The organism is Pontibacter beigongshangensis (assembly GCF_014332515.1).
GTDB classification, from domain to species: Bacteria; Bacteroidota; Bacteroidia; order Cytophagales; family Hymenobacteraceae; genus Pontibacter; species Pontibacter beigongshangensis.
Map to the genome: position 1 here is coordinate 18,096 of NZ_VFSD01000003.1, position 16,375 is coordinate 34,470.

Annotated in this window: 10 protein-coding genes; 8 read left to right on the forward strand and 2 right to left on the reverse strand. The window is 50.5% G+C overall.

Annotated features, from left to right (window positions below):
• The first annotated feature begins 895 nt into the window (after nt 1–895).
• From adhE to FJM74_RS03760, 3 genes are all read left to right on the forward strand, one after another.
• Nucleotides 896–3,547: a bifunctional acetaldehyde-CoA/alcohol dehydrogenase gene (gene adhE, locus FJM74_RS03750; protein ID WP_187261232.1), complete on the forward strand. Its 2,652-nt coding sequence runs from the start codon at nt 896–898 to the stop codon at nt 3,545–3,547.
• Nucleotides 3,548–3,901: 354 nt separating this feature from the next.
• The gene (locus FJM74_RS03755) at nt 3,902–5,203 is read left to right on the forward strand and encodes a class II aldolase/adducin family protein (RefSeq protein ID WP_187261233.1); all 1,302 of its coding nucleotides are present in this window, start codon (nt 3,902–3,904) and stop codon (nt 5,201–5,203) included.
• A 162-nt stretch (nt 5,204–5,365) separates the two neighbouring features.
• Entirely contained in the window at nt 5,366–6,541 is a 1,176-nt protein-coding gene (locus FJM74_RS03760; RefSeq protein ID WP_187261234.1) for an iron-containing alcohol dehydrogenase, read from the forward strand.
• Between the two features lie 284 nt (nt 6,542–6,825).
• On the opposite strand, the gene FJM74_RS03765 is transcribed toward FJM74_RS03760, so the two are convergent.
• Entirely contained in the window at nt 6,826–7,506 is a 681-nt protein-coding gene (locus FJM74_RS03765) for a hypothetical protein (RefSeq protein WP_187261235.1), read from the reverse strand.
• Between the two features lie 520 nt (nt 7,507–8,026).
• Here FJM74_RS03765 and FJM74_RS03770 point away from each other — a divergent pair.
• Complete coding sequence (locus tag FJM74_RS03770; RefSeq protein ID WP_187261236.1) at nt 8,027–9,562, forward strand: PQQ-dependent sugar dehydrogenase; 1,536 nt, start codon at nt 8,027–8,029, stop codon at nt 9,560–9,562.
• A gap of 373 nt (nt 9,563–9,935) precedes the next feature.
• Here the strand turns inward: FJM74_RS03770 and asnA are convergent, their stop codons facing one another.
• A complete protein-coding gene (gene asnA, locus FJM74_RS03775; protein ID WP_187261237.1) occupies nt 9,936–10,976 on the reverse strand; it encodes an aspartate--ammonia ligase in 1,041 nt (346 codons plus the stop codon).
• A gap of 624 nt (nt 10,977–11,600) precedes the next feature.
• Here asnA and FJM74_RS03780 point away from each other — a divergent pair.
• From FJM74_RS03780 to FJM74_RS03795, 4 genes are all read left to right on the forward strand, one after another.
• Nucleotides 11,601–12,017 (forward strand): DoxX family protein, encoded by a 417-nt coding sequence (locus FJM74_RS03780; RefSeq protein WP_187261238.1) that lies wholly within the window; start codon nt 11,601–11,603, stop codon nt 12,015–12,017.
• 62 nt (nt 12,018–12,079) lie between these two features.
• Complete coding sequence (locus tag FJM74_RS03785; protein ID WP_187261239.1) at nt 12,080–12,238, forward strand: hypothetical protein; 159 nt, start codon at nt 12,080–12,082, stop codon at nt 12,236–12,238.
• Nucleotides 12,225–12,671: a DoxX family protein gene (locus FJM74_RS03790; protein WP_187261240.1), complete on the forward strand. Its 447-nt coding sequence runs from the start codon at nt 12,225–12,227 to the stop codon at nt 12,669–12,671. Before FJM74_RS03785 ends, FJM74_RS03790 begins: the two co-directional genes overlap by 14 nt.
• 102 nt (nt 12,672–12,773) lie before the next feature.
• Nucleotides 12,774–15,323 (forward strand): family 20 glycosylhydrolase, encoded by a 2,550-nt coding sequence (locus FJM74_RS03795; RefSeq protein ID WP_187261241.1) that lies wholly within the window; start codon nt 12,774–12,776, stop codon nt 15,321–15,323.
• Nucleotides 15,324–16,375: the final 1,052 nt, after the last annotated feature.

Here is a 16,375-nt window from a genome sequence, read left to right on the forward strand (position 1 = left end):
ATAGGTGCTACAATAGGTTCTTGTATACTTCTGTAAAAGTAAATTTTATTCTCAACAATAGATAGGTCTTTAAAAATTCCGCATACTGGAACCGTCCAATTTGTCCTCAACGCTCTGAGCTTTCAGATTCCTGATGTCGAGGTTCTGGCTGAGCTGATCTTGCTGGGAGGAAATCGGGGCTTCATATTTTATATGGTTCTCTGGTGCGAGCTGGCAGCCCGTACTGTCGTTCTGCCTACAATTTACAATGGGCCAGATCAGGTTGTTAGGGGTTGGTGCTGTTCAAGCTCGCACTAGTGGCCCGCAAATAGGTTTTACCAGGAATTAGTTGCCAAAAGATATAGGGGTGATAATTATCAGCCTGGGTAGTGATCTGCATCATGTAAAAAAATCGCTTCCTGTCGTTCCTTTATATCAACAAAAGCAACAACAACCTTCAACACATTCTATTGCCCCAAAGCAAAAAACTAAGCCGAACCATTATGCAGAAGAAAAAATAGTAGTGCCTCAGGTCGCTGAAAGAACCTCTGTCATCCGGACAAACGCCTGTTAATACCCAAGCAGATAATTCATCCTTAAGACAACGCCTGGCTGCTTTCCTTGCCATTCCTTGTGCATGCTTACCTATTTAACGGGCAACTTACCAATACGCTTCCGTTGATCTCTCAGAAGAAGGGACTGCATATGTCGCTGCCACAGCGATGTAGATGAAGAATAGAGATAGTGATGAAAAAGCCATGTGCGGTGCCGCTTTCCGGTATCAGCAAATGGCAGTACATCCTGACAATTCTAATCTAACCAACCACATAATTCCAAGTAAATTTTACGCACCCGGTGTACTGCCTGCCCCAAGCCACGGCAGGAAGCAGGGAAGCATGAAAAAGGAGAAATTGCCATGAAAGTAACCACTGTAACAGAGTTAACCACTCGCATAGAGAAGCTTCGTGAGGCCCAAAAAGTATTTGCTACCTACACCCAGGAGCAGGTAGACGAAATTTTCCGGCAGGCTGCCATAGCTGCCAACAATGCCCGGATCATACTGGCAAAAATGGCCACAGAAGAATCGGGTATGGGACTTGTGGAGGATAAAGTGATCAAGAACCACTTTGCCTCGGAGTATATATATAACCAGTATAAAGATGCGAAAACCTGTGGCGTAATAGAAACAGACCAGGCCTTCGGCATTACCAAGATTGCGGAGCCTATTGGCATCATCGCAGCGGTGGTACCTACCACCAACCCTACCTCTACTGCCATCTTCAAGGCCCTGATCGCGCTGAAAACCAGGAACGGCATTATATTCTCGCCTCACCCCAGAGCCAAGAAAGCCACGATTGCAGCAGCCCGCATCGTACTGGACGCTGCCGTTAAAGCGGGTGCGCCAGAGGGTATCATTGCCTGGATAGACGAGCCTTCTGTTGAGCTGTCGCAGGTAGTGATGGCGCTCTCTGACCTGACGCTGGCAACCGGTGGCCCGGGTATGGTAAAAGCGGCCTACTCATCTGGCAGGCCTGCCATAGGCGTAGGCGCAGGCAACACACCGGCCATCATAGACGAGACGGCCCATATTAAAATGGCGGTAAACTCCATCCTGCTATCCAAAACCTTCGACAATGGCGTCATCTGCGCCTCAGAGCAATCCGTGATCGTGCTGGATGAGGTATATGAGGAAGTGAGAAAAGAATTTGCCGATCGTGGCGCTTACCTGCTGGAAGGCGACGAAGTAGCCAAAGTCGGAAGCATTATTCTGCAGAAAGGCGTGCTGAATGCCAACATTGTAGGTCAGCCTGCTGCCAAAATTGCCGCGCTGGCCGGTGTCACCGTTCCGGAAGAAACCAAGATCCTGATCGGTGAGGTGGAGTCGGTGGAACTGGAAGAACCTTTCTCCCATGAGAAGCTGTCGCCGCTCCTGGCCATGTACCGTGCCACTGATTTTGAGGACGCACTTCAGAAGGCAGTGCGGCTGGTAGAGCTGGGCGGCTTTGGCCACACCTCAGTGCTGTATACCGACCAGGTAAAATCAGCAGACAGAATCCAGAAGTTCGGTGCCACCCTTAAAACCGGCCGGACCATCATCAACATGCCCTCTTCGCAGGGCGCTATTGGCGACATCTACAACTTCAGGCTGGCACCCTCGCTCACCCTGGGCTGCGGTAGCTGGGGAGGCAACTCCGTGTCTGAAAACGTGGGGGTAAAACATTTACTAAATATTAAGAGCGTAGCCGAAAGAAGAGAAAATATGCTGTGGTTCAGAGTACCCGAAAAAATCTACTTTAAATACGGCTGTCTGCCAGTAGCCCTGCGGGAACTGAAGGACCTGGGCAAGAAGCGGGCCTTTATCGTAACCGACAAGGTGCTCTATAACCTGGGCTTTGTAACAGTTGTGGAGAAAGTGCTCGATGAGTTGGGAATTGAATACAAGGTTTTCTTTGACGTGGCTCCGGACCCAACCCTGGCAACCGCCAGAAAAGGGGCCGAGGAAATGATCAGCTTCCAGCCCGATACCATTATTGCCCTGGGCGGCGGTTCACCGATGGATGCGGCCAAGATCATGTGGGTGCTGTACGAACACCCCGAGGTACTGTTCGAAGACCTGGCCATGCGTTTTATGGACATCCGCAAACGCGTGTACAGCTTCCCGAAAATGGGTGGAAAAGCCATGTTCGTGGCCATTACCACCTCGGCCGGCACCGGCTCTGAAGTTACGCCGTTTGCCGTGATCACCGACGAAAGCACCGGCGTAAAATACCCGCTCGCCGATTACGAGCTGACACCGGACATGGCCATTGTGGATGCCGAGCTGATGATGCAGATGCCAAAAGGACTTACCTCTGCCTCCGGTATCGACGCGCTGACGCACGCCCTGGAAGCTTACGTATCGGTGCTTGCCTCGGAGTACACCAATGGCCTGGCGCTGGAAGCCATCCGACTGATCTTTAAATACCTGCCGGCAGCCTACACAGAAGGAAGCACCAACATTAAGGCAAGGGAGAAAATGGCACATGCCTCTACCATTGCCGGTATGGCCTTCGCCAACGCCTTTCTGGGAGTGTGCCACTCGCTGGCGCACAAATTGGGGGCCACGCACCACATCGCGCACGGGGTGGCAAACGGTATGCTGATCAGCGAAGTTATCCGCTTCAATGCCGTGGATAACCCCAGAAAACAGGCGGCTTTCCCGCAGTACAAATACCCGAATGCCAAATGGCGCTACGCCCGCATTGCCGACTACCTGAACCTGGGAGGCAGCACCGAAGACGAGAAAATAGAACTGCTGATTCAGGCGATTGAGGAACTGAAGGCCAAAGTCGGCATTCCGAAGTCGATTAGAGAAGCCGGCGTGGCCGATACCAAGTTCTATGCTTCGCTGGATGAGATGTCGGAGCAGGCCTTCGATGACCAGTGCACCGGAGCCAACCCGCGTTACCCGCTAATCAGTGAGCTGAAGCAGGTTTACATCCACGCCTTCGAAGGAAGAGCCGCTGCCCCCGTGCCTGTAGCCCCACCAAGGGAGCAGGAGAAAGAAGAAGAAGCTGTAGAAGCTTAAAGCTAGTGCAATTATAGTTGTTTCATGTGCTTGGTTAACTTTCGTGACCTCTCCTGTGTATTACAGGAGAGGTTGCAAAGTGTAACGCAATTATTCTAATGAAATCAGCCCTCCTGAAGCTCTGCTGCTGTTGGTGCTGCTCTTTAGAAGTCTGTAAAAACTTTTTTCCAGCATATTCAAAGCGGCCAGATGCCGCGGAATGATCGTCACGGGAAAGGACGCTCGCGCCATCATAATTTTTAATTTGGCGAAGCACTAAAGCTACATCTGCAATCTACTTTTTAAATATTTAGAAGAAGTTCCTGCCTATAAACCTGCCAGAGGCATTCAGGGCGGAACACATTTTATAGCATCATGAAAGAAACATTTAACACCCAGTTAATGCACCCCCGCGACCAGATCGCCATTATTATGGGGAGGATTTACAAAAGAGGACTGACCACGACATCCGGCGGCAACATCTCCCTGCGCGACGAAAACGGAGACATCTGGATCTCGCCGGCAGGGGTAGACAAAGGATCGCTGCAGCCATCTGATATCGTGTGTGTGAAGAAAGACGGGACTGTGGTCGGTAACCACAGGGCTTCCTCGGAGTTTCCGTTCCACAAGGCCATCTACGAAATAAGGCCCGACATCACGGCGATTATTCATGCTCACCCGCCAGCCCTGGTGTCTTTTAGTATTGTGCGGGAGATACCGCGTACCAACGTTATCTCGCAGGCAAAGCATGTGTGCGGACCCATTGGCTACGCAGCTTATGAATTGCCGGGAAGTGCCGCTCTGGGCGCCAAAATTGCCGAAGAGTTCCTGAAAGGCTTCAAGGCCGTGATCATGGAAAACCATGGCACTGTAGTAGGAGGCTCCGACATGCTGGATGCCTTTCAGCGTTTCGAGACGCTGGAGTTCAGTGCCAGGGCCCTGCTTTACGGTAAACTGGTGGGAGAGCCTTCTTACCTCACAGATGAGGAGATAGATGCCTTTGAAGAGCAGATACCACATTTGCTGCCCGAGATGGAAGAAGTGAGCCACCCGTCGGATGAGCGGGCGAAGCGGCAGGAGATCTGTAAAATTGTGCACCGTGCCTGTAACCACGGGCTCATGATCAGCTCTTACGGCACCGTTTCGGTACGCTGGCAAGGAAACGATTTCCTGATCACACCTACCGGCACGCCGCGCTGGGACCTGCAGATCGACGACATTGTGCAGATAAAAGACGGGAAGCGTGAACCAGGGAAGATGCCGAGCCGCACCACCTACCTGCACCAGGAGATCTACGCACGCCACCCCGAGATCAACTCCATTATCCTGACGCAGTCGCCTTACCTGATGGCGTTTGCCGTTACGGGGGCGCAGTTCAATGTGCGCACTATTCCTGAAAGCTGGATTTTTCTGCAGGACGTGCGGTCGCTGCCCTTTGGCATACAGTTTAAAGGCAGAATGGAGATTCCTGAAATACTCTCTACAGATAACCCGGCCGTGATGATCCGAAACGACTCGGTGCTGGTAACCGGCGACAAGCTGCTGCAGACGTTCGACCGGCTGGAGGTGGCGGAGTTCAGTGCCAAATCGCTGGTCATGTGCGCGCCTTTCGGTAAGATGGTGCCGATCAGCGACGAACAGGTGGAAGAGCTGCGGTCGGTTTTCCTGAAGGGGTAAAGCCTGGCTAATTTTTCATGGCATAAGAATGCCTGTTTTTTTAATTAAATTTTTTTTAGTGGACGAAGGAAGTAAATCTGAAAGGTTCCGGTAGGCTGTCAGTTTTGGTCGGCAGTTTCCCTGAGCCTGGATAAGCACAAAATCAAACCAATTATTATAATCATGGAAACTGTAAGACGTATTTACTGGCCGGCCATAAACCTGATAGGGCCCGGCGCGGTGCGAGACATTGGCATAGAAATAAAAAAGCTGGGTCTCAGGCGACTCTTGCTTGTAACAGACAAGGTGCTGCGGGCAGTCGGTATTGTGCAAAAGGTAACAGATGTGCTGGATAATGCCGGAATAAGCTACGTTATTTTTGATGACGTAAAACCAAACCCTACCACGCGGAATGTGAAAGACGGGCTGAAGGTATACCAGACCAGCTCCTGCGATGGTATAGTTTCAGTAGGGGGAGGGTCGCCGCAGGATGCGGCTAAAGCCATCGGTATTCTGTTCACCAATGGGGGCGACATTACGCAGTATGAGGGTATTGGCAAATCCATGAAAAAATCAGTGCCGCTGATTGCCGTGAACACCACCGCAGGCACTGCCTCTGAGGTAACCATTAACTATGTGATCACAGACGAGGTGCGCAAAATTAAAATGGTGATCGTTGACCCTAACTCCCTGGCTACTGTTGCTGTAAACGACCCAGAACTGATGCTCGGCAAACCGGCTGGCCTGACCGCCGCCACCGGCATGGATGCCCTCACACACGCGATTGAGGCCTACATTACCAAAGGCGCTTTCAGGCTGTCTGACACGCTGGCCCTGGAGGCAATTAAACTGATTGGCGAATCTTTGGAGACGGCGGTGCAGGACGGTAAAAACCTGGAGGCGAGGTCTAAAATGGCCTGGGCCTCGTATATCGCCGGCCTTTCTTTTTCTAACTGTGGCCTGGGTATTGTGCACTCCATGGCGCATCAGCTTGGGTCAGAATACGATCTGCCGCACGGGGTGGCCAATGCGCTGCTGCTGCCTTTCGTGTCGGAATACAATGCCGAAGTATGCCCTGAGAAGTTCAGGAACATTGCCATAGCCTTAGGCCGCGATGTGGAAGGGCTTACGGTAGAAGAGGCCAGCCAGCAGGCCATTACTGCCCTGAAAGAGATGGCCGAAAAGCTGCAGATCCCGAAACTGGCGGAAACGCCGTTTAAACCCGAAGACATAGAACGACTCTCTGAACAGGCCTTTGCCGATGTTTGCACCGGCGGAAACCCCAAAACCGTGACAGTGCCGGATATTATGGCAATTTTCAGGAAAGCCTACGAAGTAGAGGCGCTGGAGCCGGCCTAAGCCGCTGTTGTCATCATTTCAGGTGGGCTAACGATTTTAGCCCACCTGAATTTTATTTTGCCGAAGCTGCTAATAGCCAGCCACACAAGACCCGGAATTTGAGGCTCGGTTCTTTCAATTTGAACAGAAGGAACAAAAAGTCCCGCATTCAGTCTTCCGAAGCGCCGCCATTTTATAGGCCGATACGTGATGGCGATGACTTTTTTATGCACCACAACCTTTCTGCTTTAAATGCAATCAGGTGGAAAAAGGGGTATTGGAAATTTGCAATTTTAGATGCTCTTTTAAATATGGTGCCTTTTCAGTTGCTCTAGTTCCAGCGCCAGCTCCTGATTATGGTTCATCTCTGTTTGCAGTTCGCGCTTTAGTTTGATTTCGCGCTCACGGGCAGTTTTCTTGTACTCGTTGAGTTCAAGCTCTATGGCGTTGTATTCATTCAGTTTTTCAACAGCTACCACGTTGCTGCGCTTATACTGCTGAATTTTTATGGCAAGCAGCACCAGCAGGGCCAGAATAATAACGGCCGTCAGGATGACGTAAAACTGCTTTTTCATGTCGATGCCCAGCACCGACAGGCTGTTGACATCATGCAGGCTAGCCTGTACCTGTTTGTCTTTCTCCTGATTATCAAGTTTTAAGGCCTGTATTTGTTTCTGCTGCTCCGCAATAGTCTGGCGGGCCTGAGCCAGGTAGTCTTCAGCCGCCTTTTTGTCGTCTATCAGGCCTTGCTCCGTTGCTTTGATGGTTTGCTGTACGCTCCTCCAGAAAGCATCCAGGGCACTTACATTCACTACTTTATATTCCCGGTTATTTTCGCGGTAAGAGTTCGATCCTTCTTTCAGGCTGTTATACTGCCGGGCAAGAGGGGCAGGCGATGCAGATTCTTTCGTATTGGTTTGTTGTGCGGTTGCTGTTGCTATGGAGAGAAAAAACAAGCAAAGCAACGGGTATAAAAGAGTTTTCATACGTAGAATTATAAAGTTTGACTTATAGAAAACTGGGTAAAGTTAAAAAAATATTCTTTAGGAAGAGACAGTTGCTCTTTCAATCTGCCGAAGCAGCCTGATCTTCTGCTTAAAACACCAAATTAACCTAAATATTGTAATAGTCTGAGTGTTTATGCCGTAAATTCATGTTGGCTTCGCCCGTAATTGTTTTATGATCAAGGAGATACAACTCGCGCCTTTGGTCCTCTACACAGGTAAAACGGCTGTAGGCCACAGCCTGGGATTATTTAACAGGCCGGGCTTGATGTTGCCAGAGCCTATCGAGGGCAGTAAGAATTAAGGTTAGTTAGCAGGAATGGCGTCAACAGCTTTATTTTTAACCGATTATGAAAGTATTTCTTCTATATATGAAATATAATATCTACTTTGAGGCAAAAAACAAAGCATGTGCCTTAAATCTACTTTTAAATTTGCCCTTCTTGCGCTTTTCCCATTTACCAGCCTAACAGCCTTAGGCCAGCTAGCCAACCCTGTTCCGGTGTCCATCCCCTTTTCAGACCTGAGGGTCCACCTGCACCAGTTCGCGCAGATACCGGTGGGGCCACAGGGCAATTCAGAAAATGTGCCGCGCATTAACATGGTGCGGGAACTACCCGACAAAAGCGGCAGGCTGGCGGTGATAGACCTCAACGGCTACCTGTACCTGCTCGATGAGGCTGGCCAACACAACCTGTACCTCAATTTCCGGAATCATTTTCCGAAGTTTATTGATAGCCCTGGCAAAGGCACGGGCGCGGGCGCCATGGCTTTTCACCCGGAGTTTGCTGAGAACGGCATCTTTTATACCACCCATGCCGAGCAGAACAAGGCCGCTACCGCCGACTTCAGGCCTATAGACGATTCCAGGATAACGCTGCAGTGGGTGCTTACGCGCTGGGTGGCAACCGATCCGGCGGCGGCTACCTTTGCCGGCACTAAAGAGGAAATGGTGCGGATGGAGTTTACCACCCAGATCCACGGTACCCAGGACATCACGTTTAATCCTTATGCCGAAAAGGGCAGCCCTGACTATGGCATGCTCTATATCTGCCAGGGAGAGGGAGGCGCCTCTGAGGCGGGCAAGTACCAAAATGTGGCGAACAAGGCAAGCTTTATGGGCGCCATCTGGCGGATAGACCCTGAAGGAACGAACAGCCGGAACGGTAAGTACGGCATACCAGCCGATAACCCCTTTGTGGAAGAGGCAGGCAGTGTGAAAGAATTGTGGGCGTACGGGTTCCGGAACCCGCACCGGCTGGCCTTTGAGCAAAGAGGGGAGAAGGTGCTGCTTTTTGTTGGCGATATAGGCCAACATGCCATCGAAGAAGTGAATCTGATCGAGAAGGGAGGCAATTACGGGTGGGACAAGCGCGAAGGAACCTTTGAGTACAGACGCACCGACAGAAAAGTGTATGCCTTGCCGGCCACTGACCCGGAAACCTATTACTACCCGGTAGCGCAGTACGACCACGACGAAGGAGCCGCCGTCAGCCTCGGCTTTGCCTGGAAAGCAGCGCACTCGCCCGCATTTATGGGCCAGTTTTTCCTGGGCGATATCCTGCACGGCCATATCTTTCATGCGCCGCTGGCCTCGCTGGAGCAAGGAAGTCAGCAGCCGCTAAAAAAAGCACGCATCGTGACACCCGATGGCACCACGACCACCTTCCGCGAATGGATAACGGCCAACAGGGTAGACCTGCGCTTTGCCAGAAAAAGCAGTGGCGAAATCATGCTCTTCACCAAAACCGACGGCAGGATCTACAACATAACCGATGGCAGCACCCTCAGTTCGAATAGAGAGACCTACGAAACCGCATTCTGGTTTGCTCCCAATCCTGCTTCCGATCGTTTAACCATTTACTCAAAGGGGCAGGGGCAGATATTGGTGCTGGACCTGAGTGGCAAGCAACTCGTTAAAGAGACGGTACTGAGAAAGGAGCAGGCCATTGATATTTCGCAACTGGCAAGGGGGGCTTACATATTGGTTTTAGAAGGGGCAGGTCAAACCCAACACCACCTGTTCCTGAAGCAGTAATGTTTAGGTCAGGGAATTATTTGAATGAAAATGGCCCTCCAGCGTCTTCAGTTGCTTCTCCTAAAAGGACACAAGGGGCAGGGCATAAGACACAAGGCCTCCTTCATTTTGTCTGAACCAGAATTTATAAAATGGAAAAATGTAGAGAATCGATTTGTATGATACTGCGCATATATGATGGCTCCGAACGAATTTTCTACGGGCCAGCATCATCTTCAAACTCCCCTATCTTCACATCTTCAAGTTAGAGATCAACCAGTTAACCATTAGGCAAGTCTACAATTAACCAGCTGCAACCAAATTATTTGAATGAAAAAGCCCCTCCGGAGTGCTGCTGCTCCGGAGGGGCTTTTTAGCAGGATACCTGGTTCTTTTACAGAAGCTGGATGCGGTGCCTGGCGCAGGTTTCAATCACTTCCTGGGGCCAGATGCTGGACTGCACTTCGCCGATGTGGGCTTTGCGCAGAAAGAACATGCAAAGCCTGGACTGGCCAATGCCGCCTCCTATCGTCAGGGGCAGCTCGTCGTTCAGCAGCATCTGGTGCCACATCAGCTGGGCACGGTCTTCGCAGCGGGCAATGTTCAACTGCTTTCGCAAGGCGTCTTTGTCTACCCGTATGCCCATGGAGGAGAGTTCGAAGGAGCGGCCTAAAATGCTGTTCCATACCACAATGTCTCCGTTCAGGCCCCTGTTGTCGCCTTCTGAAGGTGTAGTCCAGTCGTCGTAATCAGGGGCGCGGGTGTCGTGCTTGGTGCCTTGCCGGAGCGTGGACCCGATGCCAATAATAAAGATGGCGCCATACTCCCTGGCGGCGAGGTCTTCTTTTTCTTTTGAGCTTAAGCCAGGGTATTTGTCTTCCAGCTCCTGCGCGTGCAGAAAGGTTATTCTTTCGGGTAGCTGCGGTGCCAGTTCCGGATATTCCTCGAAGAGCAAGTATTCGGTGCGTTTCATGACCGAGTAAATCTTGGAGACTATGCGCTTCAGGAAATCCAGGTTTCGCTCCTCGTTTGTTATAACCCGTTCCCAGTCCCACTGATCCACATACAGCGAGTGTATGTTATCGAGGTCCTCATCGGGGCGGATGGCGTTCATGTCGGTGTAGAGTCCGTAGCCGGGCGGTATCTGTAGTTTCTGCAGGTTCCAGCGTTTCCACTTGGCCAGCGAGTGTACAATTTCGGCATGCGTCTCGTTCATGAACTTTATCGGGAAGCTAACCGGGCGCTCTATGCCATTCAGGTCGTCGTTGATACCGGTGCCTTTCAGTACAAAAAGGGGCGCCGTAACCCTGCGCAGGCGCAGCTCTGCTGACAGCTGGTGCTCAAAGAAATCCTTGGTTAGCTTAATGGCTTTTTCGGTACGGGTAAGATTTAGTATTGGGTCGTAATTAGGTGGTATAAACAGATGATTGTTCATGAAAATGACTATTCTTGATAAACGAAAACGCTAAACTTTATGTGTTAATTTGCTGCCATTTACGCTACTGTACCATAGCCTCCCCTCCAGATTTCTTATAAGAAGCTGTAAGGCAGAGTTTAAGAAACCAGCTGCAGTAAAATAAAAAAATAAAAGAATTATATAAATTCTGATCCTCTCCGAATTATGCCGAAAGTTAGCAAAAGTTTATTATATCGCTGCTAAACTTTAAAATTTTACAACGATAAACAGGTTTTAATGGGCATATTATCAGCTGTTTTTGCCCCTGGAGGGCTAATATATGTTAGCGTTGCCGGCCGCCCCCTTTCCGGCCCTTTGCGTGTGGCCAGCTATCAAGCGGGGCGCTGGCAGAGGGGATAGCTAGGCGGGAGCAGCAGCTAAATGGTTCCGGAGGTATGTTTTCGTTAGAATAATTTGCCGCATGCCGCCACACCTTCAGCCTTGTGCTAACTGTGGCAAGTGGCAATCAGCACAGCTGCCTGACCCGGAAGACGGGACTGCTGTTAACTTTGCCAACACAATCTGCGTTTACACCCTCATATACCAGGTAACTGGCTGTTTATCTGTAAGATCTAAATAAAAAACCTTTAACCTGAAATTGCGATGGAAAGATTCTTAGGCCCAATGAGTCCCTACCTCTACGCCCTTCTTAGAATAGTGGCAGGTCTGATGTTTGCGATGCATGGCTCCCAGAAGCTGTTTGGTACTCCGGGTGATAAAGACCCGGTGGAACTGGCCTCTCTGATGGGAGTAGCCGGAATTGTTGAACTGGTTGGCGGCATTATGATAGCGATAGGCTTGTTTGCCAGTGTGGCTGCTTTTATTGCCAGTGGCCAGATGGCTGCGGCTTTTTTTATGGCCCATGTGCCGCAAGGCTGGAACCCGCTCCTGAACGGTGGTGAACTGGCCCTGCTGTACTGTTTTCTTTTTCTGTACATAGCCTCGGTAGGCGCAGGAATCTGGAGTGTAGACGCGCTTATGCACAGAGGCAAGAGGCCAGATTCGCATCGGTTTGCCTGATAAAGCGAGCATCCGGAAGTGTCTGGTTTGGCAGCGGGCATCCGCGTAAAGCGCTGTAATCCATGTCAGTTATTGCCGTCAAAAGCAACCTCGTAGCTGGTTTAGAAGAAGTGCGGGCAGCAAAATGTAAAGAAGCCTGCCGGCGCTTTCTTTTTCCTGTTGCTTCCTGCCATAAAATGAACGCCCCTCAGCACGAGCAGATCTCCTATGATAAACAGTAGAACATCCACGTTCCAGAACATAGCCAGAATAGTTCTTGGGCTGATGATGGTAGTAGCCGGTATTGGCCACCTCACTTTTCAACGGCAGGAGTTTTTGGCACAGGTGCCCAGGTGGCTGACAGGCAATCCGGAGTTTATGGATTTTATAGTTGTGTCGTCGGGGGTAGTGGAGATATTATTGGGATTGGCAATGCTATTTCTTGCCAAACAAAAAGTAAAGGTGGGCCTGTTGCTGGCGCTGTTTTATGTGCTTATCTTTCCGGGGAACATTTCGCAATATACCAACGGTATAGATGCTTTCGGGCTCGATACGGATCAGAAAAGGCTTATCAGGTTGTTTTTCCAGCCTGTTTTAATTTTTTGGGCGCTTTGGTCTACGGGTGCTTTTGCCTTTCTGGCTTCATACATCAGGCAGCGGCGCGAAGCCAGCTAAAGAGTATTTGCGGCTCCCGGCAGCCAGTATCCAAGGAGGTGTTCCGGATGCGGAGGTATTTACCAGATTGCCTGCAGGCAGGCTGATGTATTTAAAACAGGCATGGGCAAAATCATCTTACTATTCTCTTTTAGCTGGTTCATCCATCTGACAGCTTTTGCACAGGACGCGCCATTTGATGTCTCGAAGCTGGAGGTGAAATGGGAGCTTATAGAAAATAATTACCAGGGCAAACGACAGTTTTTGGCGGCCTTCACGATCACCAACAAGAGCACCAGCACACTAGAGGCTGATTCCTGGAAGATGTACTTTTCGTACACGCGGGTTATCACCAAATCCTTAACTGGTCAGGTTAAGTTCTCGACTATTAACGGAGAATTTGCCAGTATGGTGCCTGGCCCAGGGTTTAAGCGGCTTGCTCCGGCAGCCTCCATTAAAATTACCTACCTGGCCAGCGGGCGATCCCTGAAATACACAGACGCTCCGGCAGGACTGTACCTTGTGTGGGACCATGCACCCGGTAAAGGATATGCTGTCCAGAACTATACGGTAGCGGCAGTGCCTGCTAAAGAGCGGGAAATCCTGAAAAGGCCTGTCCGCCAAATTTACGATCTAAACAAAGCATCCAGAGATATCCCGCTCTCTCAGCTGCAGCCAATTCTTCCTTCTCCGGTAACGTATGCAGCCAAGGAAGGTAGTTTTCTGCTCACCCCAGAAACTGTATTGGTCTACGATGCAGCTTTCGGGCACGAGGCGCAGGTCCTGCAGCAGGAGGTCGAAGCCATTACAGGTAAGCGGCTTCCGCCCGGTACTCCGGCTCACCCCAGGGCCATTACCCTAAAAAAGGAGGCCGGATTAGACCCCGAAGGCTATACACTCAGCATTAGGCTAGGTGGCATCACCATAGCAGCCTCAGCTCCCGCCGGCATGTTTTATGGCATACAGTCGTTAAAAATGATGCTGCCCCCGGATTCCTGGAGAGTAGTGAAACCGCCATTACGCATACAGGCGGCAGAAATTACTGATGCGCCCAGGTTCGGGTACCGGTCTTTTATGCTTGATGTGGCCCGCAACTTCCAGACAAAGCAGGAGGTGCTAAAGCTTTTAGATCTGCTGGCCCTCTATAAACTCAACACCCTCCACTTCCACTTAAACGACGATGAAGGCTGGCGTCTGGAAATACCCTCGTTGCCGGAGCTGACCACAGTAGGGGCCAGACGAGGCCATACCTTAACCGACAAAGACCATCTGCCGCCAGCTTACGGTTCAGGGCCCGATACCTCTGCTTTTCCCGGCAGCGGCTTTTATACCAGAGCCGATTTTATAGAGATCCTGCAATACGCCAAAGCCCGGCACATACGGGTGATACCAGAGATAGAGACACCCGGACATGCCCGTGCCGCTATCAAAGCGATGGATGCCCGGTATGAGCGGTTAAAGCAGGAGGGCAACCCCACAGAAGCCAGCCGCTACTTGCTGCGCGACACGCTCGACCAATCGGTTTACAAGTCTGTACAAGGCTATTCAGACAATGTTATGAATGTGGCGCTGCCCTCCACCTATGCTTTTATGGAAAGAGTGGTAGATGATATTGTGGCAATGTATGCGGCTGCAGGAGCGCCTCTGCAGACTATTCATGTAGGAGGAGACGAGGTGCCTGCCGGTGTCTGGCAAAAGTCGCCCGCCATTCTGCAGCTTATGAAGACCGGGAGCATGGGGAGCTTTGATGATTTGTGGTACTATTACCTGGCCAGAGCCAGCAAGATATTGCAAGCCCGAAACCTTTACCTGTCGGGCTGGGAAGAGGTGACCATGCGGAAGACAAGGCAGCAGGGCAGCGCCCGGTATGTGGCAAACCCCGATTTCAGGGAAGATAATTTTCATGCCTACGTCTGGAACAATGTGTGGGGCTGGGGCTCCGAAGATCTGGCCTACCGCCTGGCCAATGCCGGGTATAAGGTTGTGCTGGCACCGGTCACCAATTTTTATTTCGACCAGTCTTACGAAAAAGACGCCGATGAACCAGGGCCGTACTGGGGCTCCTATGTAGATGTGGATAAGGCTTTTTACTTCATTCCTTTAGATTATTATAAATCAGCCAAAGAAGATGTGGCAGGTAACCCGCTGGACACGTCCACCTTTATAGGCAAAGAGCGCCTAACAGCCGCAGGCGCAGCTAACATTGTTGGCCTGCAGTGCCAGCTTTGGTCCGAAAAGATACGGGGAGCCGACCAACTGGAATACATGCTGCTGCCAAAACTGCTGGGATTTGCAGAGAGAGCCTGGGCAAAGAACCCCGCATGGGCCACCTTGGCAGATCCGGAAAAGGCCGCCGCCGCTTATGCTAAAGACTGGACCTGGTTTGTGAATATAACTGGCAAAAAAGAGCTGCCGCGCCTCGATCGTTATGCAGGGGGCTTTAATTATCGCATTCCGCCCGCGGGTATCCGCCAGATAGATGGCAAGGTGCATGCCAACGTGCAGCTACCGGGTTTTACCATCCGCTACACCACCGATGGGTCTGTGCCAACTACAACCAGTAAGGAATATACAGAACCGCTGGCAGCAAAAGGCACTTTTACCTTCAGGGTGTTTAATACCCTGGGCAGAGGAAGCAGAGTCACCACCTTTAGTCATAAGGAGGGCGAATAAGCGCATTCAGCTAAATTTTGACGGGCAGCCAGCGCAGCAGGAAGCGGGCAGATGGATAAATTATTCAAATCAAAAAGCCCCTCCGGAGGTGTTGCTGCTGAGCACCGTGTTTTACCTGCCAGGGTCTAGCCTTCGGTCCATTTTGTGATGGGGCAGACATTCAGATTATAGCCGGCAACCGCTGTAGAAGACATGCAGGTTTCTGGCGGCCAGGTTCAGCCTCTTTTTTTATGTAACAGCTCAAAAAGCTCGTGTAATCCTGCTAACTTGTTGCTGAAAATATTGGAAGCGGTCCTGATGCTGAAACTTGAGCCCCCGCTACCATAACGCCGAAAGTATAACTGCCTATTTTCTACTCATCTGTTTAAATTCAGCATGCATCTTTAAGCAGGCAGGTATTTAGAGCGGATCAGCAACAGAGGTAGTTAATGTGCTAATGTGTTGATTTTTTGATTTGGAAAGTTGAAGAGGAATGGTAGAACCAGGTCTCTAAAATTGACCAACTCTTAACTCTTAACTAAATCAAAAGTCCAGCATCTAATAAGAGCAGTAGGAGCAGCAGTAAGCTCCGGAGGGCCATTTTCATTAGAATAACCCAAGTTGTGCAGTAGCAGCCCTAAATAATGTGGTGCGGCGGGTAACTACGAGTCAGATACAGTTGCCAGGTGCAAAGAGTGACGATTTTTTGTTGGGGGTAGGGGCCCTCTACAAAGAGCGTTCAGCGAGTGGGGGTAGGGGCCCTCGACAAACAAAATCGTCTTGATTTTTTTGGTTCTTTTTGTATCAAGACAAAAAGAACAAAGACACGAGCCATGAAACAAGCTGCTTCTGCTATCAAGTCTTAACAAGTGACTATGCTAACTTAACCCCAGGCCAGTGGCCATTGCCTTAGGCTCTCGCCCACAAGATCCTTTCAGGAGGACAAAGGGACTAAGTCAGAAAGGCTCTCTACCGCACAACTTGGGTTAGAATAATTGCCTAAAGCTTTGAAAACTTTTATTTACCTGCTTAAAAATAACTACCGTAAGTTCAGTCCTAACCCTAGTCACGAC